We start from the raw sequence: 20,819 nt of genomic DNA on the forward strand, positions 1-20,819 counted from the left end.
AGTCCTTAAGATTTAAGCGCTTACTACGAACTAGAAAAAATTTACTTAACAAAATACACTTTAATTAAAGAGTGTCGCCATGCTAAATAATTTTCTAGATCGATTGGGAGACTGGAATCCACAATTGTTGCGCGAACTCAAAGGACGTTTGCTACTACGCAACATCATACTGACAATGATCATTTCCTTCGGTAGTCAATTTTTGCTATTCATAGCTTTTAAATCTCAGTTACCAATTTCCCAAGATAGATTTCTCAATAATTCTAATAAATACTGTACAGGCAAACTCTTATATGGATTACCGAGATGTTTATCAGATGAATTTAGCGATACAATCATCAATTGGCAGTTGTGGTGGCTAGATTTATTTACATGGTTGAGTATTTTTGCCTGTTTTAGTCTTTTGGTGATAGGAACTTATCTACTCATTAATGATTTAGCTAATGAAGAACGACGTGGAACGCTGAATTTTATTCGTCTGAGTCCCCAAGAATCTCAAAAAATTTTAGTGGGAAAAATGTTAGGAGTACCAATTTTGCCTTATCTGGCGATCGCTTTGGTAATTCCTCTACATTTATTATCAGGATTAGCCGCGAATATTTCCTTGGGATCAATTTTAGGCTTTGATGCTGTTGTCTTAGCTACTTGTTTTTTCTATTACAGCGCTGCGTTGCTATTTGGCTTAGTTGGTTCTTGGTTAGGTAGTCTTCAAGCTTGGTTGGGTAGTGGAGTTGTTCTTGGTTTTCTACTACTAACTAAGCAGTCACTAGTTTCTGTCTCAATTAATTCTGCGTTTGTTTTCTTGAGATTTTTTAACCCATTTTACTTTATTCCTGAGTTATCAGGTAGTAATGATTTTACTTCTGGATATGAATGGACTAATTTTAATTGGTTTGTTTTACCTCTAGGAAAAAGTGACATCATAATTACTGGTTTAGCAATTGTAAATTTATTTACTCTAATATATTTTACTTGGCAAGCTTTACAGCGTTGTTTTCGTAATCCTAACGCTACTATGCTGAGTAAGCAACAGAGTTATTTACTTACTTTTTACTTCACGATTTCATCGTTAGGTTGTGCGAATTGGCAATCAATTATTTGGGATAATGCTCATTATTCATCGGCAATGAAAGACGAGCTAGCTTGCTTATTATTTTTACATTTTTGGCTGTTTTTGTATTTAATTGCGGCTATAACTCCTCATCGCCAAACTTTACAAGACTGGGCGCGCTACCGTCACCTTGCTGAGCAGAAAAGTCTGGGAAATAGCTACGTAATCAAAGATTTTATTTGGGGAGAAAATAGCCCTTCTTTGGTAGCGATCGCATTAAATGCAAGTATTGCTATAACTTTCCTTAGTTCATTAATTCTTCTGGCTAACAATTATTCTCAAACCAAAATTAGTGCTATTTATGCTCTCATTTTGGCTGGTAGTTTAGCTATGCTTTATGCAGCATTAGCCCAACTTATGTTACTTAAAAAAACTCGACATCGGATATTTTGGGCTGTTGGTAGTCTTGGTGCTGTCATTGTTTTGCCAGTATTCATAATGCTTATGTCTTGGTCTAGTTATCCTGGCAATAGCAATTTCATTGGGTTATTCTCAGTAGCAGCACCGCTTCTTGCTTTGTATACACCCGACAGAGAGTCATTATATTCTCTCGGAGTGTTATTTGTAATTTTTGTGCAAGTAATGATCTCAGGATTAGTGATATTACAGTTGCGACAACAATTGCAAAAAGTAGGAGAATCTGCAACGAAGGTGTTATTTGCTCCCCAAAGTAACCGCAGGTAATTGAACACTCACTATAGTACCTGTCGCTATGTCAGATTCAATAGATAATTTCCCACCATGAGCATTGACAATACGTTTGGTAATAGCAAGCCCCAACCCAGTACCACAAGCTTTTGTAGAAAAGAACGGCTGGGTTAGCTTGCAAAGAACTTCTGGAGGAATTGGCTCACCACCATTCCAGACATTAATAGAGACGTTATCTAAAGACGAACTGTCTACTTTCCATTTAACTACATCTCCTGCTGAGACTGCCTCACAGGCATTACGGACAATATTAATAAACACTTGTTTTAACTTATCCTTGTCACCCAAAATTTTGACTGTTGATGACACCGGGATAAATTCGATGTGTCGCGATCGCGCTTCTGGCATTTCGCATATTGATATCAATAACTCACGAATGAATTCATTCACATCCAATTCACACAGGTGCAAAACTTGGGGTTTGGCATAAAGCAAAATTTCACTCAGCAGGTTTTCTAAACGGCTAGCTTCGCCTAGTGCTAACGATAATCGCTCTTGAGCAGGTTCAGCCAAAATCGTTTTTTTGAAATACTTCAATCCCATGATCATTGTAGTTAAGGGATTGCGAATTTCATGCACAATCACCGCAGCAAATTCGCCAATAGCTGCTAATCTTTCTTGTTCTACAAGCTTGGCTTGCGCTGCTCGTAGTTCTGCTGTGCGTTTTTCTACCTCAACTTCCAAAATATGGTTAAATTGGCACTGCTGCTGGTAAAGATGATAATGGTCGATCGCTGTGGCTGCTCTTTCTGCAAACAGTTCCACAATTTGGACTTCTTGTGGAGTAAACTTTCGTGATTGTCGATGAAAAGAGCAAACAGTACCAAATACTTGACCTTCAGAAGTTTGCAATGGTATCCCTAAATATGCTCGATAACCTGGTGCAGGTTTACCGTACTCTGGATTAGCCACAGCATCTTCAACAGCTAATGTGCTACCAATTTGAATAACTGTAGCAATTAACCGACCATGTAGTGCATAAACACGAGGAGCATCTTCGGCCATTTCCAGACTACTCGCGAGAATAGTTTCAAAACCCTCTTGGCAAAAAGTAACAACTGTCCAATCAACTCCAATCAGTTCGCTGACTCCACAAGCAATGTTGTGCAAATAGCTACCTAGTTCACCAGTGCGATAGTTCAAAGAGGACAAACGTACTATTATCTGCCGCTCACGTTCCCACGGTTGATTTTGCAACAACATTTCATCTTCATTGGCTTTGTTCATGGATAACAATTTCGTGGTGAGCGCAAAATTGAGTTTAAAAAGAAACTGATAGGTTTTGCGTGTTCGCAGTTTTAGGCGCTTTGGTACAAAAATTTTACTAGTTATCTCTGTTATCTGTATACGTAAATTCTCAAAAAATTTACACTCTAATACAAAATTTTATACATCACGAACTGCAACGTTAAAATTAGCTGAGAAAGTCATAAAACTTTTCTAAATCAAATATAAGTTTTCTAGATGGGAATTTTTAGCTAATTATCATCTGTAGACGAATTCTTCAAGCAACAATAAATTTAAAGCTCAGAACATAATTTTCAAAATCAATTGATGTTGTAGTGAGGTTTTTTTCATGAGTTTGAAATATTTATTATTGCCAAGTATAGCATCTCTAGCAATAGTTATTTGTGCGAGAGAAGTTCAGTCTGCTGAAACTTTTATTGCTGTGAATACTCAAACACAGCCTGTAATTAAGCTAGCAAAATCTCAAGTTTCAACAGTTACAAAATCTGGGAATTTTGTCTCTGGAGAACACACCACTCAAGGCACAGCTAGGATTATTACAAAAAACGGTAAATCCTTCCTAGAGCTTGAGCAGTCATTTAAAACTTCCAATTCGGGACCAGACTTAGTTGTAATTTTGCATCGTTCTGATAACGTCATTGGTTCAACCAAGCCACCATCATATTCCTTAAAAAAGGGAGATTACGTAATTCTTGGTCGCTTACAAAAATTTAGCGGCGCTCAAACTTATGCCATTCCTGACAATATCAATTTAGCAGAATACAAATCTGCTGTTATCTGGTGTCGCAAGTTCAATGCTACCTTCGGCGCTGCCAAATTGAGCAATAGCTAAATAATCAACACTCAAGAATTAATTACAACTTATAAGGATTAGAAGGAGAAAATTTATGAAGTTAGAAGGTAAAGTCGCTTTAGTTACTGGTAGTAGTCAGGGAATTGGACAGGGAATAGTTCTGCGTCTTGCTCAAGAAGGAGCGGATGTTGTGATTAATTATCGCTCTCACCCGGAAGGAGCAGAAGAAACCTTAGCAAAAGTACAGGCGATTGGTGGTAAATGCTATATGGCTCAGTGTCCTAACTCTCACGGTTACACAATTCAGGCAGACTTAGGTAGCGTGTCGGAGGTGCGCCAATTAATTGCAGATAGCATTGACCATTTTGGTAAGCTGGATATTCTAGTGAATAATGCCGGGATTGAAAAACACGCACCATTTTGGGAAATCACAGAAGCAAATTATGATGCTGTGATGAATGTCAACTTAAAAGGTGTGTTTTTTGCTACTCAAGCCTTTGTTCAACACTTGATGACCACCAAGCGTCCTGGAAAAATTATCAATATTAGTTCGGTGCATGAAGAATTACCATTTCCCAATTTCACAGCTTACTGTGTTAGCAAAGGCGGAATGAAAATGCTCACCCGTAACTTAGCTGTTGAGTTGGGTGCTTTGGGTATTACGATTAATAATGTCGCCCCAGGAGCGATTGAAACTCCAATTAATACTAAACTATTGAATGATCCAGAAAAATTGGGTGCGCTGTTAAATAACATTCCTCTTAATCGTCTTGGTCAACCGCAGGATGTAGCCTCTCTAGTTGCATTCCTAGCTTCATCTGATGCTGACTATATCACTGGCAGCACTTTCTTTGTAGATGGTGGGCTACTTTGGAACTATAAAGAACAGTAGATGAAGGATGAAAAATGAACTTTTAGCTACGCACTAACAACTATTAACAACAGAGCTATTATGACAAACGCCCCTCTGTTTATTCCTGTCATTTTGGGTACTCCCCGTCAAGGTCGCCAAAGTGAATATGTTGCCAAATTTATTGTCGAACAGATTGCGGTACGAGATGACGTAGATACTCAACTGATTGATATTCGCAATATTCCAATTACTACTAATGACGCGGGTGAATCCATTAAAGACCCTCAGTTCTCCGCCATAGTTGAGCGGGCAGATGGATTAATTATCGTTGCACCAGAGTACAATCATGGTTATCCGGGTTTGCTCAAACACGTACTTGATACATGCTTGAAAGAATACATTCATAAAGCCGTTGGACTGTGTGGCGTTTCCGCAGGACCTTTTGGTGGTACACGGGTGATCCAAAACTTACTACCTGTGATGCGTGAATTAGGGCTAATGACGATTTTCTATGACCTTAACTTTGCCAACGTCCAAAATTTGTTTGATGAGTCTGGCGATTTGATTGACAAAGCAACCTATATTCGCCGCCTGGAACGATTCATGAACGAGTTAGTTTGGATGTCAACAGTACTCAGGTATGGGCGACGAGAAGTCAACCTAGAGAAGAAAGACAAGACTCAAGTTAATCTCCATGCTAGCAAACCCTGTCCGGAAATTGCTGCTCGCATGGGTGCAGATGCAATGGATACCGTCCTGAATATTAGTAATAATTCCCAGACTGGCAAGGTGGAAACCAGTTTAGAAGAATAAAAGGTGAAATGGAGTTTTAAGTATTACTATGAACACCTTACGTTATCATATCTCGAATCCTTGATGGAAGCTGGGGGGCTAGGGATAAATATCCCTAGCTAGTGTTAATAGATGAACGGGAAACAGGGAATGTTAGAAAATATTCGACGAATTCAGAATCCTATTCTTAGAAGTTTTGCGACTGCAAGTATTACATTTTCAGTAGTCACCATAGTTTCTGGTGTGGCTATTGGATTAATCAATCCTAAAGATAAATCTGCTGGTCAAGTTGGTGTTTATTCTTCACTATTAGGAACAGGTTGTGGTGCTATTTTTGGCTTAGTTTTGACAAGTAAGGCAAGTAAGAAAACATCTGTATCGACAGAGAGCATATCCAATAGTAATATCTGGAAAGATTGGCGAAATTTTGTGGTTGTTCGCAAGATTAAAGAAAGCGAAGAAATTACCTCTTTTTACTTGCAACCAGAAGACAAAAGCGAAATTCCTAATTTTCAACCAGGTCAATTTTTGACTATCAAACTGGATATTCCCGAACAGGACAAACCTGTAATTCGTACTTATTCTCTTTCTGATTATCCTGAGCTTTGTACATATTATCGTCTCTCGATTAAACGTGAACCTGCTCCGAAAGGGTTAGATGTACCGCCTGGTACAGCCTCTAATTTTATGCACGATCGCATTCACGAAGGTTCGCTAATTCCAGCTAAACCGCCAAACGGCAAATTTGTTTTGGATGTGCAAAAGTCCATTGCTGCGGTACTAATTAGTAATGGTGTGGGGATTACTCCGATGATGAGTATGGCAAAAGCCGTAACTCGTCTGAACCCTAATCGCCCAATTTGGTTTGTGCATGGTACTAGAGATGGCAGATTCCATGCTTTTCGTAATGAAGTGAGTGAGTTAGCTCAACAAAATCCTAACCTAAATGTGCATTTTCGCTACAGCCGTCCTACTGCTGAAGATGAGGGACATTATCACAGCGTTGGTTATGTTGATGCTGCTTTAATTAAAGAGTTAGTACAACAAGAAGCTGAGTATTTTCTGTGTGGTTCTCCATCTTTTATGCAGTCGATTATGCAAGGATTGAAGGAATTGGGAGTACCTGAGAGTAGAGTTTTCTTTGAGTCTTTTGGTAAACCTATGCAAGTTGTATCCGGTAGTCAATCTGCTCCTGCAACTATAGGTGAGGGAGTGGAGGGAGTGCAAGAAGCTGAGATTGTCTTTGCAAAATCGGGTCAAACCCTAATCTGGAACCAGAGAGATGGCAGTATTTTAGAATTTGCCGAAGCGAATGATATTAATCCTCCGTTCAGTTGTCGTGCGGGTATTTGCGGTACTTGTATGTGTAAAATAAACGCAGGTGAGGTTGCTTATCAGGAAGAACCAACGGCTGCAATTGATGAGGGTTCGGTGTTGATTTGTATTTCTCAACCGGGAAGTTCTAGGGTAGTGCTGGATATTTAGCGCTTGTTCAAAGCTTGAATACCCCTAACCCTAATGCTTTCATCACTCGCTGTCAAATCTAGGTAAGTTAAAGAGCGATCGCATAATTGCAACTAGAGATTTTTTTATAAGTCAAGATAAGTTTTTTCTGTTTGCTAAGATATGGTACCACAATGAAATGCGAGATTTTTGGAGCAAGTACAAGCGATCGCTAATCAGTTATTAGTTATCTTGACAACTGTTAAAAAACTATTTTTACACCTAAATCTTCTAACATCTGCTCAAGCAAATCTTCCATCACTTCCTGGTTCATTTGTTTCATCAGTGGTGGACCGCAAAGAAACTCTTTAATTGTAATTTTCTGTTCTCGAAAATCCTTCACAAAATTGCGAATATTAGCAATAACCTCAATTTCAGATTCAACTTGTTCTAACATCTGGTCTATCGGATCAATTCCTTCTTTAGCGACTTTGCGACAATCAGCAACTATCATTCCTTCTGGGGTATTTTTGACTAAACGCAGTTCTCTTTTAATAGTGTCATATTGTGTTTTGAGGAATTCTGTTTCCTGCTCTAAGCGATTGCATTTGCGGGTTAAATCATCTTCATTGTTGCTATCGACAGATTCTCCCGCTTCATGTTGTTGTTCAATCTCTAAAAGTCTAGCTAAATCACCCTCTTGATAAGCTTTATTAATTTCCTTCATGATTTCTGTATGACGCATCTGCGTCTCATCATCAGTGACCTTATCAGGATGAAATATTTCAGCTAATCTCAAAAATGTGTTTCTAATTTTTCTCGATTCATCAGATTTACTTTGAGGAATAAATTCTGACTCTTGTTGATGCTGTTCGCCGCTATTTTGAGAAGAACCAAAAAATTCATTTTCTTGTTCATCTGTTTCAAACAGTTCATCTAGTTCTGTGTCTGAATCATCGCGATCGCGTCTTGGACTGATGATTCCCATCATCTGAAGATTTCGGTAAATTCCTTCAATATTTTTCTTAGTCTGTTTACCGAACTTTCTCGTGGCAAATATTTCATCAAATAAACTATGGATTTCTTCGTCTAGTGCTGCAAGTTTTTTAAAGCTGGGAGTTCCTCTATGAAAGATATCTGTGGCAAATGAGCGCATTTGCTCAACAAAATTATTCAGTTCTTTTTGTTTCCTCTTGATCTGTTTGAGCAGCCATTGATGTTCTTTCTCTAGCGCTTCTATACGAATATGGAGCGATGAAAGAGCTAGTGTAGTTGTGCTAGTAACAGGAGATGGGGAGGAGGTACGTCTAGCCATAAAATAAATAGGTTAAATTCAAGTTAAAGACTACGGTCATTAAATTTATATTTCATAGTTATAAATTCATACTTTATAATTCATAATTACTAAACTTGTTTTTCTACCTTACTACTTTATGACACTATGTAATTCCTGAGAAGTACAATCTTGAATTTTTTTATTTTTATTTCAGAATCAAGCCAATAGCACGACGGATATAGGCTGAGATTGGTTCATTTGTAGGTGTGAATACCATTACATAAAGCATGATGCCGCTAATAATATCAAAAACTAAATCGCTATCTATATCAGTTTGAATTTCTTGTCTGGCTTTAGCGCGCTCAATTACAATATGAAAATCTGCTCGTCGTGGTTGTAAGTATTTTTGCCAGTAGACTTGAGCAAAGTTTGGATTGCTAGAAGCAGCACTGATAATCATAGCTAAAATTTGCCGACTAATAGGCGTCAGGGTTGTTTGCACAGCATTTTCAATGATGGAGTCCAAATCACCCCAAAGTGTTCCTGTATCTGGAATTTCTATCTCTTCACGAATACTTTCAATTGCATCTGCAACTAGTTCTTCTTTAGAGCGGTAGCGTCGGTAGATTGTAGTTTTACCAACACCAGCATGAGTAGCGACCTAGTGCAACCTCAAGGTTTACTATGGTTGTATAGTTCGATATTGGCAGTATTGCCACGATTATTACCAGAGATAGTTTTAATCTGGATCAAGAATCGTGGTAGGAAACAATATTGGCCATATTTTGATTACGAAGCGTTATTTGAGCGTTCTTTATTAGAAATTCGCCAAGAATTTGATCTATTTCAGGACTAAACAAACTTATGAAAGGCAAACATATTTTACTGACAGGTGGTACTGGTGGATTGGGTTTAGGTGTGACACCAGCAGTTTTAGCGCAAGGTGCAGCAGCAATCACAATTCCTTATCACAACCCGCAAGAAGTGGAACGCTTAAAAGGAATTCTCTCACCTGCTGATTTTGCCAGAATCAATTTTGTCTCTGCAAATTTAGTAGCAGAAGCTTCTGTAGAGAATATTATCAACCAGATGCAAAAAGTAGATGTGTTAATTCATCTGGTGGGTGGGTTTGCGATGGGAAAAACCCATGAATACAGCTTGGAGAATTGGAAACAAGATTTTGATTTAAACCTGACTACAACTTTTTTGGTTTGCAAACACAGTCTAAGGAGAATGTTAGAACATGGCTATGGACGGATTGTGAGTGTTGGTTCAAAAGGTGCAGCAGAACCATCTGGACAACTCGCAGCCTATTGTGCATCCAAAGCTGGTGTGGTTGCATTAACGAAAGCGATCGCAGACGAAACAAAAGGTACTAATATTACCGCAAATGTCGTCCTTCCCAGCATCATTGATACTCCCACAAACCGCGAATCTATGGGTGCAGAAAATGCTGATAAATGGGTAAAAGCAGAATCCTTGGCGCAAGTGATTTGTTTTTTAGCTTCAGAAGCAGCCAAAGATATTCGAGGTGCTGCGGTTCCTGTTTATGGCAGTATTTAGAATAATCTTACGTACACCTCTGTTGGGTGAGAGATAGCATAGGAAATATTCCATAGCCGAAATCCTAAACTCTGATACAACCTTGCAGCTATTTCATTCTCTTTTCGATAACTGGTCGCAATGATCTCAACATGTTGGTTTCATACCTCAATTCACTTTACTAAGTGACTTGATTGTACTAAAAGGAGAGTGGCGATGAAAAAAGTAGCGGTGTTTGGCAATACTGGAGGCGGTAAATCAACTTTAAGCAAAAGATTATCCCAAATCACTGGTTTGCCACTTTACATTTTAGACAAGATTCAATATCAATTAGGGGGTATTGAGGTTCCACAGGAAGACTATAAGCACACCCATGAGAAAATTTTGGTTACTGAGCGTTGGATTATTGAAGGGTTTGGTTGCATGGAAACCCTCTGGCTACGACTGAACGAGGCGGATACTCTGATTTTTGTCGATCTACCGCTATATGTGCATTTCTGGTGGGTGACTAAACGATTAATCACAGGTCGCTTTAAACCGCCAGAAGGCTGGCCGGAAAACAGCCCAATATTGAAGAGTTCGCTTACTAGCTACCGCGTGCTTTGGTTATGTCACAAATATTTGACCCCAAAATATCGTGAGTATATCGAGCAGGCTCAAAGTACCAAAAGTGTTTATCACATTCGATCAACTGAACAGATTTCCCAATTTTTTGAATTAATTGAAAATAAGACCAAATTTGAAGATGATGTATACTTTAAACGGGAAGAAACTGAGCTTTATTAAAACTCTGAAATCGCAGCGTAAGCAAGGAATTTAATTCATTTATCACCAAAAAGCCTGCCTGATTCTGGAGGGGACAATGCAAGTCGTGCAAAGGCGAGGCAGTGAGTGCGTTGCTCTGGTCGAGAGAGTTGTAGCACCTGCCGCTAGGGGAGGGTATCCCAAAAGTAATCAAGTGTGGAGTTGTAACCTCTACTCTTGTTGGTCGAAAGACCTGCAAAAGCAAGCAACGACCGTGAAACTAGAATCCCCTGCGTTCTAAGCATAGGGAGTATCAATTAAACTAAATTTGTAGGTCTTTGAGTTCTTCAACTTACAGGAGAAAGCACAAATGAATGTATTTGGTGTTGGTCTGCCGGAAATGGCTGTAATTATGGTTGTAGCGCTATTAATATTTGGTCCGAAGAAATTGCCAGAAATTGGTCGGAGTATGGGAAAGGCGATTCGTGGCTTCCAAGATGCTTCTAAGGAATTTCAAAATGAGTTTCAAAAAGAAGCAGCTCAGATAGAAGCAGCTGTCAAAACTACTGCTGAACTCGAACCAAAGCAGTTAGAAGCACCTACAAAGGAAGAAGCGTAAAGCCAGTTATCAGTTATCAGTTACCAATGATCAGTTAATTTAGACTTCATATTTCATACTTCCAATGACAGAAGCTACTGCCAAAACAACTTTGGTGATTCCCCAATTAATTGTTGGGTTGGGGAATCCAGAACCAAAGTATAATCAAACACGCCATAATATTGGTTTTGCTGCTTTAGATGTTCTATCTCGTTCTTGGCAGATTCCTCTGACTGAAAATCGTAAGTTTCAAGGTGAGTACGGTGAAGGTATCGCACCAACAAAAGACAAAATCCGCTTGCTGAAACCACTCACTTATATGAATCGTTCTGGACAGGCTATACAAGCTGTGGCTAGTTGGTATAAGTTACCACCTGAGTCTGTGTTAGTCATTTATGATGAGATGGATTTACCCCTTGGGAAAACTCGTCTGCGGTTGTCTGGTTCTGCTGGCGGACACAACGGAATGAAAAGTGCGATCGCACACTTGGGTACACAAAATTTTCCTCGCCTACGCATCGGTATTGGTAGACCTAAAAATGATACTAATTCTCATGAGGAAAATACTGTGTCTTATGTGTTGGGAAAGTTTTCGACAACTGAAACTAAGTTTGTTTTTGAGGTATTAAACTTTGTCTGTGAATGCGTAGAATTATGCCTCAAACAAGGAGTTGAAAAAGCGATGAACCGTTGTAACAGCAATGATTATGTCTATCCTGAGCCTGGTAATTTTAAGTAAAATTGCGTCTTTCTATGACTGAATTTTTACTTATATTTTCTAGACAAAACCGAATAAACTTTATTCATTAATTGTAAAAATAGGTGACTGTGTCTTTTTTGATGATTGGGTTGATGGGCAGCAATTCAGCTCGCTCCATCCAACCGCAATCGGACACTCGGCGCGCTCCGCAACTTGGCAAGTATATTATTTTACACCCTTTTTTTTAGGGGGGGTGGTTCTTCTTGCTTATTTTTTTTCAAAATGATAACGGAGGCTCTGTAGCTGTTTTAACATTAATCTTGTCAAGCAACGTCAGTGCCGATTTTTTATTTAAAACGCCGCTTACGTCGAGCAGCCACTGCTTTGCGTTTGCGCTTTTCTAAAGGTGTTTCAAAATGCCGATGATACTTCACATCAGCCAAAATACCAGCTTTGGAAACCTGGCGCTTAAAGCGCCGCAGAGCTGACTCTATTCCTTCATTCTCTCCTAAAACCACCTGGGTCATTCTTTGTCCTCATTATCAATCAATATTTATCCCATTGTAATGGCTATTGGGAATTGGGAATTGGGGATTGAGCATTGGGAATTGGGCATGAATCAGTTATCAGTTATCAGTTTAATTTGATAACTGATAACTGATTAGTTGTCCCCATTTCCCAATCCCTAATTAATCTCTATAGCAAGAGCTAGTTGATAAAGTTGACGGCGGGGTAGGGAAGTTGCTTTTGCTAACTCTCGGCTAGCTTGCGATCGCGACATTCCCTGAACAATGAGTTTTTTTAGTTCAGCTTTTAATTCTATATCCGATAGCACTAGTTCGGTGGGTGGGCTTCCTGCTACAACTAAAGTGTATTCTCCTTGGGGTTCTTTTTCGCCACAATCAGAAAGCGCCTGTGCTAAGGTTCCCCGCCAAAATTCCTCATAAAATTTAGTTAACTCCCGTGCTAACACGATTTGGCGATCGCTTCCAAAGATATCTGCTAAATCTTGTAAAGTATCTAATAAACGGTGGGGAGATTCATAGAAAATTAAAGTACGGGGTTCTGTCTTTAAAAATTCTAAATGTTCTCGTCGCCCTTGGGTTTTTGCTGGTAAAAATCCTTCAAACACAAACTTATCAGTTGGTAATCCTGCTGCACTCAACGCCGTAATAGCAGCATTCGCACCGGGAATTGGTACTACAGAGATTTGAGCGTCAATACACGCTTTGACTAATTCATACCCAGGATCGGAAATACTTGGCATACCCGCATCTGTCACCAAAGCGATCGCCTTACCTTCAGCCAGATGCTGTAATAATTCTGGGATACGGCTATTACGATTATGTTCGTGGTAACTAATTTGTGGTGTTTTAATTTGAAAATGCTGTAGCAACTTCCCCGTATGGCGTGTATCTTCAGCCGCAATCAGATCCACTATTTGTAAAATTCGCACTCCCCGGAAAGTCATATCTTCCAAATTGCCAATCGGTGTAGCGACGATGTAGAGTATTCCTGGTTTTGGATCAGTTTGCATGAAAAGACTTTGTTGGTGGTTGATGGGTAATTAATTGTGTCTGAGTACTTAGTTGATGCTTGGTGGTTGGTTAGAACAAACAACAAATGACAAATGACAAATGACCAATTATGCCTTATTTGTAGGTTTAGTAACCCTCGATCTAATTTACCTTGCTCAATCTCCCCCTCAAAACAATCAAAAAATAGTTGCTGCTGATTATACTGTTGCCGCAGGTGGCCCCGCTACCAATGCTGCTGTTGCTTTTAGCAATTTGGGTAATCAAGCTAAAGTGTTGGGTATAGTAGGTTCTCATCCAATGACACATTTAATTCATGGAGACTTACAAAAATATCAAGTAGAAATCACTGATCTTGATCTCACTACAAGCAGTCCGCCGCCAGTTTCTTCTATTATTGTTACCCAAGCTAGTGGCGAACGGGCGGTAGTTTCGATCAATGCTGTCAAGACTCAAGCCAATACCCAAGCTATCCCACCAGATATTTTACAAAAAGTTGATATTGTCCTAATTGACGGACATCAAATGACAGTAGGAATAGAAATAGCTCAAACAGCAAAAGCTAACAATATCCCTGTTGTTGTAGATGGTGGTAGTTGGAAACCTGGTTTTGACAAACTTTTACCTTTTGTAGATTACGCCATTTGCTCTGCTAATTTTCATCCCCCCAACTGTCAGACTGAGGAAGAAGTCTTTAACTATCTGCGTCAACTTGGTATTCCTCACATCGCTATTACCCACGGTGAAAAACCGATTAAGTATTTCATACAGGAAACGGGTATAAGTGGTTTGATAGACGTGCCAAAAACTACTGCTATTGATACGCTAGGGGCTGGAGATATTTTACACGGTGCTTTTTGTCATTACGTATTGCGGGAAAATTTTCTTTATGCACTAACATCAGCAGCGAAAATAGCTGCATTTTCCTGTCGATTTTTTGGCACACGTCGCTGGATGGAATCTTTTCAATGATAGGGTTTAGGGGAGAGGAGGGTATTTGGGGTGTAAGAGGAAATAAAAGTTTTTCTGAAAATCATATCTTTTTAAATACTCCTACACCCTTATACTCTTATCCCCTTATCCCCTTACCACTTTAAACCCCCAAAAAATATAGGAAAAAATTAATGCCAGACTTAAAAGAAATACTTAAACTCACTCGTTCTGTTGGTTGGGGTGCAGCAGATATACTGCGGACTTACTACAATGGAACTCACAAAAATTTAGACGTACAGTATAAAGATAGTGATCCTGTGACTGCTGCTGATTTAGCTGTCAATCGCTTCATTTTGGAAAAGTTGCAAGCAGCTTTGGGGAATGAAGATTTTGCCTATATTAGTGAAGAAACTTATAAAGAAGAACAAACCAAGCACCCAACTTCTCAATGGTCATGGATCATTGATCCTTTAGATGGTACACGAGATTTTATCCAAAAGACTGGCGAGTATGCCATTCATCTTGCGCTAGTGCGGGAACACCGTCCAGTGTTAGCAGTGGTAGTAGTTCCAGAGCAAGAAAAATTATACTATGCGACGAAAGGTGGTGGGACATTTGTAGAAATTCGCGATCGCCAAACTACCCCTCTAAAAGTTTCATTACGAGAACGCATCGAAGATTTAACCCTAGTTGTTAGTCGTTCCCATCGCAACGACAGACTCGAATATTTACTACAACATTTACCTTGCCAAAATCAAAAAGCTGTCGGTAGTGTCGGCTGTAAAATTTCAACTATTGTAGAACAACAGGCAGACATTTATATTTCTCTCTCTGGTAAATCTGCACCCAAAGATTGGGACATGGCTGCACCCGAATTAATCTTAACAGAAGCAGGTGGTCAGTTCACTCACTTCGATGGCAGACCATTGCAATACAACACCGGAGATATTAATCAGTGGGGTGGATTATTAGCTAGTAACAGTCAATTTCATGAAATACTTTGTCGCGAAGGAGAAAAGATATTAGCAGAGTGGGAAAAAATTAAAAGTTGAGGTGATGGAGATTGGGGATTAGGGGGACAAGGGGGATAAGGAAGCAATGACAAATGACCAACTAACAATTAAGAATTCATTTCATTAATTGAGTTGCAGCTTTCATAATCTGAGCATGATATTCAAAAGGTAAATTATCAACAGAGAGGCTTGGTACTCCTTTAATACCGTCAATTGCAGCCCCATGCTTAACAATTGATTCCAAAATATAAAACTCTGTTTGGGAATTTAATCCAGAAATAATTGCTAATTTCAAATCAGGGCGAAGTAAAGATAAAGCAGTTAATAAACCAGTTGCTCCCCAATTAGATACACCACAAACGATTAAATAATCACAGTTAACAATACAAGCAATTTTCTCACCATGCTGAATATGTTGACGAATCACATCTTTAGGAATATTGCCCATTCCTAATTCATTTCCACCATCACCAATCCCCACTGTAATGATGTTTTTTGATGCAAATAAAAGATGTAAAGGTGCAGTATAAGCTGTAATATCTTGTCCTTGCATATTGCGGACAATGCCATCATAACTAGGGCCTGGTCTTTCGATAGAAATAAGATGAGAAACAGGTGTTTCTAAAGATTCCCACAAGTTCAGCAGTGAAGAAACCGCTTGCTGATTTTTTGTCGCTTCTACTGGCACAATATCAAAGCAAATTTTACCAGTAACTCCAGCTGCTTGCAATGCTATTTTGACGGTACGGAAGCAAAGAGAGTCAGTGACAATTCTTACAGATATACCTGCCCTGATCAAACCTGCTGCTAACAATGCACAGCCAATTGGTCCATCAGTTTCAGGTGCAGGAGGATTACCATAGGGAAGAAAAAAACCTGTAATAATTGCCACATTAGGCTTTGGATGTTCTGCGATCGAACGAGCAGTTTTTAGTAGTCCTCCCCTAGTTGCTTCCACTAGAGGCTGAATTCCTCTACCAACATCTTGCCCACAAATAGATTCTAGTTGAGCAATTTTGTTGATGATTTCTTCGCTTTTTCCTTTAATGTTTAATTTTTCCTCCATTTTAGAAAAAGATTCATTCATCTTTTATATCTGTGATCAACATATGTCCAGGAGCATGAGTGATTGCTATCTCTGGTTTCGCTTGAACTATTGCTGTTTGCGTCGTCACACCACAAGCCCAGAATACAGGAATTTCGCCTTCTCGAATGGTAACTGGATCACCAAAATCAGGAGAGTTGATATTTGCGATCGCGATCGCACTCGGATCACCCAAATGTACTGGCGCACCATGGGATTTTGGAAAACGACTGGTAATTTGTACCGCACGAATAGCATCCGCAGGTGACAAAGGACGCATGGAAACTACTAAAGGCCCAGAAAATACTCCAGCTGACATACAATCCAGGCTAGTTTTATACATCGGTACATTTTTGCCTTCCTCAATATGTCTCACAGGTACACCCGCACTCAACAGCGCTGCTTCAAAAGAAAACGAACAACCAATCAAAAAACCAACAAAATCATCACGCCAAAATTCTTTGATATCTGTAACTTCTTCTACCAGTTCACCATCACGAAACACGTGGTAACGAGGTAAATCTGATCTAATATCAGCACTAGGCGCAATTATGGGAGGTTCCGGATTCCCAACTTCAGTGACATCCAATAATGGACAAGGTTTGGGATTGCGATAACAGAATAATATAAAGTCAAAAGCAACAGACTTAGGTAAGATGACTAAATTAGCTTGCACATATCCAGACGCAAGTCCAGGAGTTGGGTCTTGATATTTTCCATGACGACACAGTTGTCGAATTTCGTTTGGTGTTAATAATTTATTCATCAGTTTCAAGTTACTATCTAATTTAGAAAATATATAGCAATCCTAAATCATTCGTGAAAATATTTATTGATTTTATTGACAAAGAAAACTAATATGAAAAATAAAACTTTATTTCCAATTGCCCTGACGGCTATACTCTTAGTAGTTTTTAGCTTTACTATCAATAATAATTGGGATATATCTAATTTTGTCATATCGAATCAAGCACAGCAAGAAATTAAAATTTCTGGTTACAGTAGCGTTTATCCAGCGTTAAAGGTATTAGCTAGTGCTTACGAAGCCAAAAATCCTACTACCACAATTTCCATACTAACACCTACTAAATCAGAAGCAACTATTTCAGGAGTTAAAGACGGATTGTTAGATATTGGAACTCTAAGTCGGGAATTGAAAATAGAGGAAAAAGAAGGCAAAATCGAGTATTACTTACTAGCAAAAGATGCTCTTTTAATTGCCACTCATCCCAGCGTCACAGATATCATGAATCTGACTACAGAGCAATTGAAGGGAATATACAGTGGTAAGATTAAAAATTGGAAAGAGTTAGGCGGTTTTGATGCTAAGATTGTTGTTTTAGATAGAACAGAAAACGAACCTGCTAAGTATTTATTGCGTAAATATTATCTTGGTCAAGATCTGAAAGTTTCCTCAGAAGCAATTGTTCTGCGTAATGAAGATGAAGTAATTGCAGCCATCCAAAATATACCTTATAGTATTGGTGCTTTTTCTTTCGCTTATGCAATTTCCAACAATTTACCAGTGAACCGCCTTAGCTTGAATGGTGTGGAACCTAGTATTAAAAATATCAAAAATAATAAATATCAAATGCTCAGACAGATTGGAATTACTATCAAAAAATTACCTGCAAAGCCTGTACAAGAGTTTGTCAATTTTGCTACGAGTAAAGTCGGAAAAGAAGAATTAGCAAAGTATAGTTTTGTTGCATCTACAGAAAAATTATAGAGATCGTCATTTGTCATACTCTACCTTGAAGCCGAAGAAGGCGCGTCTATGTTGTTTGTCATTAGTAAGGATTTAAATGATATTTAATTTTCGTGATATGGTTCTGTTTCTCCCCACCGACTTACTTTAAATAAATAAAAATAGCTGCTTGGGAGTTCCATGATGATGTCTGCTTCACCATGCATAGTCTCCAATATGATAAGCAAACGTGAGGTTAGACAGTCGCTATAAACTTACCGCAAGGAGGTTGCAAATTTCGTTTCTTATCCTCAAGGGATTTTATATAGTTGCAGATACCGGGAAAAACCAAGTATTCATCAGAATTAGAACAGCGATCATTTTTCATAACCAAGCTCTGACTTTCGTTAGAGGGATAATTATTTTTTGAAAGTTAGTCTTATATTTGTGTTCAAAAAACTCTCTTGGTTCGCAAATGGGTTAGTTTTTATGAAAATTCATCACTAACCTATAACTCCCAATATTTAGCTAATTCTACTTAGAAGCTAAGTTCAGTTTATAACAGTCTTAGCTAAATTTGGAGTGAGCCAATTGTAGCTATCTCAAAATTATGAAAAATTAACTCACGGAGTATAGTCATGACCAATTTGATTTCTAATGCGATCGCTCGTGTCAATTCTTTGTTGAAGGGACTTCAAGTGAAGCGTTTTTTGGCTGTTGTAATGCTTGGTGTTCTTCTGCTAACTACCAATACCTATATCACTCCTGGTGACAATAAAGCTTTAGGTAAGGAAGTTCGCGATCGCGCCCATTTGAATGATACCCAAAGACCAAGAACAACAGGCGAATGGCAGAAAGAAGCTGAGGAAGTAAAAGGTAATCCTGGTGAAAGACTCAAGAGAATTGGGGAAGATTCCGCAGAAGCTTTTAGAGATTTTGGCTCAGGTTATGTAGAAGGCGCAAAAAGAACTACCAATCAAGTAAAAAATAATGCAGCAGACGCAGGTAAAGATATTTCTAATCAAGTTCGACCTTAAGTATCTGCTGAGATCGCGTAGTTCTAACAGGCGATCGCATTTCTTGTTTCTCACCTAAAGTACACCTTGAAATTGAAATAAATTTACTTCAGTTCTTCAAACAACTTAGACAATTTGTGATGGAGATTTTTGGTTAGCGGATTTTTTACGCTAACCTTTTTTTTATTTGTCCAAAGCACCCCCCTGGTTATACCCACTCTGCTTTGAGATTCACTGAATCTACTAATACCATTTCCGTTAATCACGATACACATAAATTTTGTAGAGACGCGATATATCGCGTCTCTACAGGATATCGCATCTCTACAGGGTCTGTATTTGTATCAGATTTTTTGTGAAATGGTATAACTATGAGCTACCTCAGAGACAGGACTAAAACTTGATGTCAAAGTAAGAGTATCGAGTTTGGATATGACTCATGACAGCTTCCCAACATTTCTCGTCAAAGAAGGTAATTAGTCAAAAAACTATCGATCTCGTCAAATTTACTGTCCCCGTCCTCAAACAAAACGGTCAAAAAATTACTAATCGGATGTACGAAATTATGTTTCACAACTATCCAGAAGTGAAAGCACAGTTCGATATGTCCGCCCAAGCTAATGGTACTCAATCAGCTAAACTTGCTACCGTAGTTTGTAGCTATGCCACTCATATCGACGATCTCCAAGCATTAAAAGCAATAGTAGATAAGATTGCTCATCGTCACGTTCAAACCCACGTTTTACCAGAACAATATCCTATCGTAGGGGAATGTTTATTACAAGCAATTCAAGATGTTTTAGGAGATGCTGCAACTGAAGAAGTCATGACTGCTTGGACTGAAGCCTATCAAGTATTAGCTGAGGTTTTTATTAATCGAGAACAACAAATCTATCAAAGTGCTTTGAGTTGAGAAGTTAAGAGTCTTTGGTCTTTGTTTAGTTGCTACTGTACCTGCATACAAAAATTTCTTCTAAACATCATATTTACCTTGGGCGATCGCATCTAATTTTGCCTGATCTAGCACTAGAATCTTGCCACCTCGATGGTAAGTAATGATCGCTTGAATTTGTTTGAATAGTCGTACACATTCTTCATACGTAATCCCAATACTGCCAGCAATCTGGGAATATGGTAGACGCGATCGCAAGCATAATCCTTGTTCGGTAACGTCCGTTCCCTGTGCGATCGCCGCGCTTTGGATGAATTGCGCCAACCGCACAATCGCCCGCTCCGAAGCCAATCCATGCACAACTTGATGGAGATGCTGAAGGCGCTCATTCAGGAATACCATAATCTGCAATGCAAATTCTGGCGTTTTCTGAATTATCTCCAGTAAGGCAGTACGTTTGATCGTGAGAATCTGACAATCCTGTTCAGCCACTACAGTTGCTGGGGCTATACCATTACCGAATAGTGCAGGCGCAGCAAATAGTTCTCCAGCAGGTAAAGTCCGTAAAATCGTTTCTTTCCCCGTGGTAGCAGTTTTCTTGATTTCAATTCTGCCACTGAGAACCGCAAAGAGTTGAGCAGGTAAGCGATCGCCCTCATGCAGAATAATTTCTCCACGGGAATATTTCCTGATCACAGCATAAATTTGTAACTGTGCAAGCTGATCGAGATCTAGTGCAGAAAGAAGTGAGATTTGTCGTAGTTGTTCAACTGTAACTCGCATCGTTGAACCGCCCTGCTCAAGCTTGCTTAACTTTTCCTTCCCCAATTTAACGTTTTCTGATGAGCCAA

Annotated in this window: 23 protein-coding genes; 15 read left to right on the plus strand and 8 right to left on the minus strand. The window is 39.0% G+C overall.

Going from position 1 to position 20,819, the window contains the following annotated elements:
• The first annotated feature begins 79 nt into the window (after nucleotides 1-79).
• Nucleotides 80-1,795, plus strand: a complete 1,716-nt coding sequence (locus tag AC5JMK_RS17600; RefSeq protein WP_495910689.1) for a hypothetical protein — start codon at nucleotides 80-82, stop codon at nucleotides 1,793-1,795.
• On the opposite strand, the gene AC5JMK_RS17605 is transcribed toward AC5JMK_RS17600, so the two are convergent.
• Nucleotides 1,766-3,046 (minus strand): ATP-binding protein, encoded by a 1,281-nt coding sequence (locus AC5JMK_RS17605; protein ID WP_495910690.1) that lies wholly within the window; start codon nucleotides 3,044-3,046, stop codon nucleotides 1,766-1,768. The two genes, AC5JMK_RS17600 and AC5JMK_RS17605, sit on opposite strands and share 30 nt — an antisense overlap.
• A gap of 349 nt (nucleotides 3,047-3,395) precedes the next feature.
• Between AC5JMK_RS17605 and AC5JMK_RS17610 the strand changes: the two genes are divergently transcribed.
• From AC5JMK_RS17610 to AC5JMK_RS17625, 4 genes are all read left to right on the plus strand, one after another.
• Complete coding sequence (locus tag AC5JMK_RS17610) at nucleotides 3,396-3,899, plus strand: DM13 domain-containing protein (protein WP_495910691.1); 504 nt, start codon at nucleotides 3,396-3,398, stop codon at nucleotides 3,897-3,899.
• A gap of 55 nt (nucleotides 3,900-3,954) precedes the next feature.
• Nucleotides 3,955-4,752, plus strand: coding sequence for an SDR family NAD(P)-dependent oxidoreductase (locus AC5JMK_RS17615; protein ID WP_096674240.1), 798 nt, complete (start codon nucleotides 3,955-3,957; stop codon nucleotides 4,750-4,752).
• Nucleotides 4,753-4,812: 60 nt separating this feature from the next.
• Nucleotides 4,813-5,526 carry an NADPH-dependent FMN reductase gene (locus tag AC5JMK_RS17620; RefSeq protein ID WP_096674238.1) on the plus strand — a complete coding sequence of 238 codons (714 nt, stop codon included), beginning with the start codon at nucleotides 4,813-4,815 and terminating at the stop codon, nucleotides 5,524-5,526.
• Between the two features lie 129 nt (nucleotides 5,527-5,655).
• Nucleotides 5,656-6,990 carry a 2Fe-2S iron-sulfur cluster-binding protein gene (locus AC5JMK_RS17625; protein WP_495910692.1) on the plus strand — a complete coding sequence of 445 codons (1,335 nt, stop codon included), beginning with the start codon at nucleotides 5,656-5,658 and terminating at the stop codon, nucleotides 6,988-6,990.
• A gap of 220 nt (nucleotides 6,991-7,210) precedes the next feature.
• Here the strand turns inward: AC5JMK_RS17625 and AC5JMK_RS17630 are convergent, their stop codons facing one another.
• Together AC5JMK_RS17630 and AC5JMK_RS17635 are read right to left on the minus strand one after the other, a co-directional pair.
• Nucleotides 7,211-8,263 carry a molecular chaperone DnaJ gene (locus AC5JMK_RS17630; RefSeq protein WP_495910693.1) on the minus strand — a complete coding sequence of 351 codons (1,053 nt, stop codon included), beginning with the start codon at nucleotides 8,261-8,263 and terminating at the stop codon, nucleotides 7,211-7,213.
• A 166-nt stretch (nucleotides 8,264-8,429) separates the two neighbouring features.
• Complete coding sequence (locus AC5JMK_RS17635; RefSeq protein ID WP_495910708.1) at nucleotides 8,430-8,852, minus strand: TetR-like C-terminal domain-containing protein; 423 nt, start codon at nucleotides 8,850-8,852, stop codon at nucleotides 8,430-8,432.
• A 21-nt stretch (nucleotides 8,853-8,873) separates the two neighbouring features.
• On the opposite strand from AC5JMK_RS17635, the gene AC5JMK_RS17640 reads away from it, so the two are divergent.
• The 5 genes from AC5JMK_RS17640 to pth all read left to right on the plus strand — a co-directional run bounded on the left by AC5JMK_RS17640 (nucleotide 8,874) and on the right by pth (nucleotide 11,847).
• Nucleotides 8,874-9,080, plus strand: a complete 207-nt coding sequence (locus tag AC5JMK_RS17640) for a hypothetical protein (protein WP_495910694.1) — start codon at nucleotides 8,874-8,876, stop codon at nucleotides 9,078-9,080.
• Nucleotides 9,081-9,088: 8 nt separating this feature from the next.
• Complete coding sequence (gene fabG / locus AC5JMK_RS17645; protein WP_096674234.1) at nucleotides 9,089-9,787, plus strand: 3-oxoacyl-ACP reductase FabG; 699 nt, start codon at nucleotides 9,089-9,091, stop codon at nucleotides 9,785-9,787.
• Nucleotides 9,788-9,982: 195 nt separating this feature from the next.
• Nucleotides 9,983-10,552 carry a P-loop NTPase family protein gene (locus AC5JMK_RS17650; RefSeq protein ID WP_495910695.1) on the plus strand — a complete coding sequence of 190 codons (570 nt, stop codon included), beginning with the start codon at nucleotides 9,983-9,985 and terminating at the stop codon, nucleotides 10,550-10,552.
• A 328-nt stretch (nucleotides 10,553-10,880) separates the two neighbouring features.
• On the plus strand, nucleotides 10,881-11,129 hold the full coding sequence (locus AC5JMK_RS17655; RefSeq protein WP_096674228.1) for a TatA/E family twin arginine-targeting protein translocase: 249 nt from the start codon (nucleotides 10,881-10,883) through the stop codon (nucleotides 11,127-11,129).
• Between the two features lie 64 nt (nucleotides 11,130-11,193).
• Nucleotides 11,194-11,847 (plus strand): aminoacyl-tRNA hydrolase, encoded by a 654-nt coding sequence (gene pth, locus AC5JMK_RS17660; RefSeq protein ID WP_096674226.1) that lies wholly within the window; start codon nucleotides 11,194-11,196, stop codon nucleotides 11,845-11,847.
• 308 nt (nucleotides 11,848-12,155) lie between these two features.
• On the opposite strand, the gene rpsU is transcribed toward pth, so the two are convergent.
• Both rpsU and rsmI read right to left on the minus strand, forming a co-directional pair.
• Complete coding sequence (rpsU, locus tag AC5JMK_RS17665) at nucleotides 12,156-12,335, minus strand: 30S ribosomal protein S21 (RefSeq protein ID WP_009459242.1); 180 nt, start codon at nucleotides 12,333-12,335, stop codon at nucleotides 12,156-12,158.
• A 158-nt stretch (nucleotides 12,336-12,493) separates the two neighbouring features.
• Nucleotides 12,494-13,345, minus strand: a complete 852-nt coding sequence (rsmI, locus tag AC5JMK_RS17670; protein WP_096674224.1) for a 16S rRNA (cytidine(1402)-2'-O)-methyltransferase — start codon at nucleotides 13,343-13,345, stop codon at nucleotides 12,494-12,496.
• 100 nt (nucleotides 13,346-13,445) lie between these two features.
• On the opposite strand from rsmI, the gene AC5JMK_RS17675 reads away from it, so the two are divergent.
• The gene (locus tag AC5JMK_RS17675; RefSeq protein WP_096674222.1) at nucleotides 13,446-14,315 is read left to right on the plus strand and encodes a sugar kinase; all 870 of its coding nucleotides are present in this window, start codon (nucleotides 13,446-13,448) and stop codon (nucleotides 14,313-14,315) included.
• Nucleotides 14,316-14,467: 152 nt separating this feature from the next.
• Nucleotides 14,468-15,328, plus strand: coding sequence for a 3'(2'),5'-bisphosphate nucleotidase CysQ family protein (locus AC5JMK_RS17680; RefSeq protein WP_096674220.1), 861 nt, complete (start codon nucleotides 14,468-14,470; stop codon nucleotides 15,326-15,328).
• A gap of 76 nt (nucleotides 15,329-15,404) precedes the next feature.
• On the opposite strand, the gene AC5JMK_RS17685 is transcribed toward AC5JMK_RS17680, so the two are convergent.
• Nucleotides 15,405-16,376, minus strand: a complete 972-nt coding sequence (locus tag AC5JMK_RS17685; protein ID WP_096674218.1) for a DUF4392 domain-containing protein — start codon at nucleotides 16,374-16,376, stop codon at nucleotides 15,405-15,407.
• Entirely contained in the window at nucleotides 16,369-17,139 is a 771-nt protein-coding gene (locus AC5JMK_RS17690) for a putative hydro-lyase (protein WP_495910696.1), read from the minus strand. The genes AC5JMK_RS17685 and AC5JMK_RS17690 overlap by 8 nt, the downstream gene beginning before the upstream one ends.
• A gap of 93 nt (nucleotides 17,140-17,232) precedes the next feature.
• Between AC5JMK_RS17690 and AC5JMK_RS17695 the strand changes: the two genes are divergently transcribed.
• The 3 genes from AC5JMK_RS17695 (at nucleotide 17,233) to AC5JMK_RS17705 (ending at nucleotide 19,989) form a co-directional block, all read left to right on the plus strand.
• Complete coding sequence (locus AC5JMK_RS17695; protein WP_096674214.1) at nucleotides 17,233-18,102, plus strand: substrate-binding domain-containing protein; 870 nt, start codon at nucleotides 17,233-17,235, stop codon at nucleotides 18,100-18,102.
• A 596-nt stretch (nucleotides 18,103-18,698) separates the two neighbouring features.
• A complete protein-coding gene (locus AC5JMK_RS17700) occupies nucleotides 18,699-19,097 on the plus strand; it encodes a hypothetical protein (RefSeq protein WP_096674212.1) in 399 nt (132 codons plus the stop codon).
• Nucleotides 19,098-19,515: 418 nt separating this feature from the next.
• Nucleotides 19,516-19,989, plus strand: coding sequence for a globin domain-containing protein (locus tag AC5JMK_RS17705; RefSeq protein WP_096674210.1), 474 nt, complete (start codon nucleotides 19,516-19,518; stop codon nucleotides 19,987-19,989).
• A gap of 60 nt (nucleotides 19,990-20,049) precedes the next feature.
• Here AC5JMK_RS17705 and AC5JMK_RS17710 read toward each other — a convergent pair whose 3' ends face one another.
• Nucleotides 20,050-20,751 (minus strand): Crp/Fnr family transcriptional regulator, encoded by a 702-nt coding sequence (locus AC5JMK_RS17710; RefSeq protein WP_096674208.1) that lies wholly within the window; start codon nucleotides 20,749-20,751, stop codon nucleotides 20,050-20,052.
• Between the last annotated feature and the right edge of the window lie 68 nt (nucleotides 20,752-20,819).

Source organism: Pelatocladus sp. (genome assembly GCF_059505505.1).

What these genes read in the sequence shown, in the direction of transcription:
- AC5JMK_RS17600 (WP_495910689.1), top strand. Translation starts at nt 80, where the DNA reads ATGCTAAATAATTTTCTAGATCGATTGGGAGACTGGAATCCACAATTG.
- AC5JMK_RS17605 (WP_495910690.1), bottom strand. Translation starts at nt 3,046, where the DNA reads ATGAACAAAGCCAATGAAGATGAAATGTTGTTGCAAAATCAACCGTGG.
- AC5JMK_RS17610 (WP_495910691.1), top strand. Translation starts at nt 3,396, where the DNA reads ATGAGTTTGAAATATTTATTATTGCCAAGTATAGCATCTCTAGCAATA.
- AC5JMK_RS17615 (WP_096674240.1), top strand. Translation starts at nt 3,955, where the DNA reads ATGAAGTTAGAAGGTAAAGTCGCTTTAGTTACTGGTAGTAGTCAGGGA.
- AC5JMK_RS17620 (WP_096674238.1), top strand. Translation starts at nt 4,813, where the DNA reads ATGACAAACGCCCCTCTGTTTATTCCTGTCATTTTGGGTACTCCCCGT.
- AC5JMK_RS17625 (WP_495910692.1), top strand. Translation starts at nt 5,656, where the DNA reads ATGTTAGAAAATATTCGACGAATTCAGAATCCTATTCTTAGAAGTTTT.
- AC5JMK_RS17630 (WP_495910693.1), bottom strand. Translation starts at nt 8,263, where the DNA reads ATGGCTAGACGTACCTCCTCCCCATCTCCTGTTACTAGCACAACTACA.
- AC5JMK_RS17640 (WP_495910694.1), top strand. Translation starts at nt 8,874, where the DNA reads ATGAGTAGCGACCTAGTGCAACCTCAAGGTTTACTATGGTTGTATAGT.
- fabG (WP_096674234.1), top strand. Translation starts at nt 9,089, where the DNA reads ATGAAAGGCAAACATATTTTACTGACAGGTGGTACTGGTGGATTGGGT.
- AC5JMK_RS17650 (WP_495910695.1), top strand. Translation starts at nt 9,983, where the DNA reads ATGAAAAAAGTAGCGGTGTTTGGCAATACTGGAGGCGGTAAATCAACT.
- AC5JMK_RS17655 (WP_096674228.1), top strand. Translation starts at nt 10,881, where the DNA reads ATGAATGTATTTGGTGTTGGTCTGCCGGAAATGGCTGTAATTATGGTT.
- pth (WP_096674226.1), top strand. Translation starts at nt 11,194, where the DNA reads ATGACAGAAGCTACTGCCAAAACAACTTTGGTGATTCCCCAATTAATT.
- rpsU (WP_009459242.1), bottom strand. Translation starts at nt 12,335, where the DNA reads ATGACCCAGGTGGTTTTAGGAGAGAATGAAGGAATAGAGTCAGCTCTG.
- rsmI (WP_096674224.1), bottom strand. Translation starts at nt 13,345, where the DNA reads ATGCAAACTGATCCAAAACCAGGAATACTCTACATCGTCGCTACACCG.
- AC5JMK_RS17675 (WP_096674222.1), top strand. Translation starts at nt 13,446, where the DNA reads ATGACCAATTATGCCTTATTTGTAGGTTTAGTAACCCTCGATCTAATT.
- AC5JMK_RS17680 (WP_096674220.1), top strand. Translation starts at nt 14,468, where the DNA reads ATGCCAGACTTAAAAGAAATACTTAAACTCACTCGTTCTGTTGGTTGG.
- AC5JMK_RS17685 (WP_096674218.1), bottom strand. Translation starts at nt 16,376, where the DNA reads ATGAATGAATCTTTTTCTAAAATGGAGGAAAAATTAAACATTAAAGGA.
- AC5JMK_RS17690 (WP_495910696.1), bottom strand. Translation starts at nt 17,139, where the DNA reads ATGAATAAATTATTAACACCAAACGAAATTCGACAACTGTGTCGTCAT.
- AC5JMK_RS17695 (WP_096674214.1), top strand. Translation starts at nt 17,233, where the DNA reads ATGAAAAATAAAACTTTATTTCCAATTGCCCTGACGGCTATACTCTTA.
- AC5JMK_RS17700 (WP_096674212.1), top strand. Translation starts at nt 18,699, where the DNA reads ATGACCAATTTGATTTCTAATGCGATCGCTCGTGTCAATTCTTTGTTG.
- AC5JMK_RS17705 (WP_096674210.1), top strand. Translation starts at nt 19,516, where the DNA reads ATGACAGCTTCCCAACATTTCTCGTCAAAGAAGGTAATTAGTCAAAAA.
- AC5JMK_RS17710 (WP_096674208.1), bottom strand. Translation starts at nt 20,751, where the DNA reads ATGCGAGTTACAGTTGAACAACTACGACAAATCTCACTTCTTTCTGCA.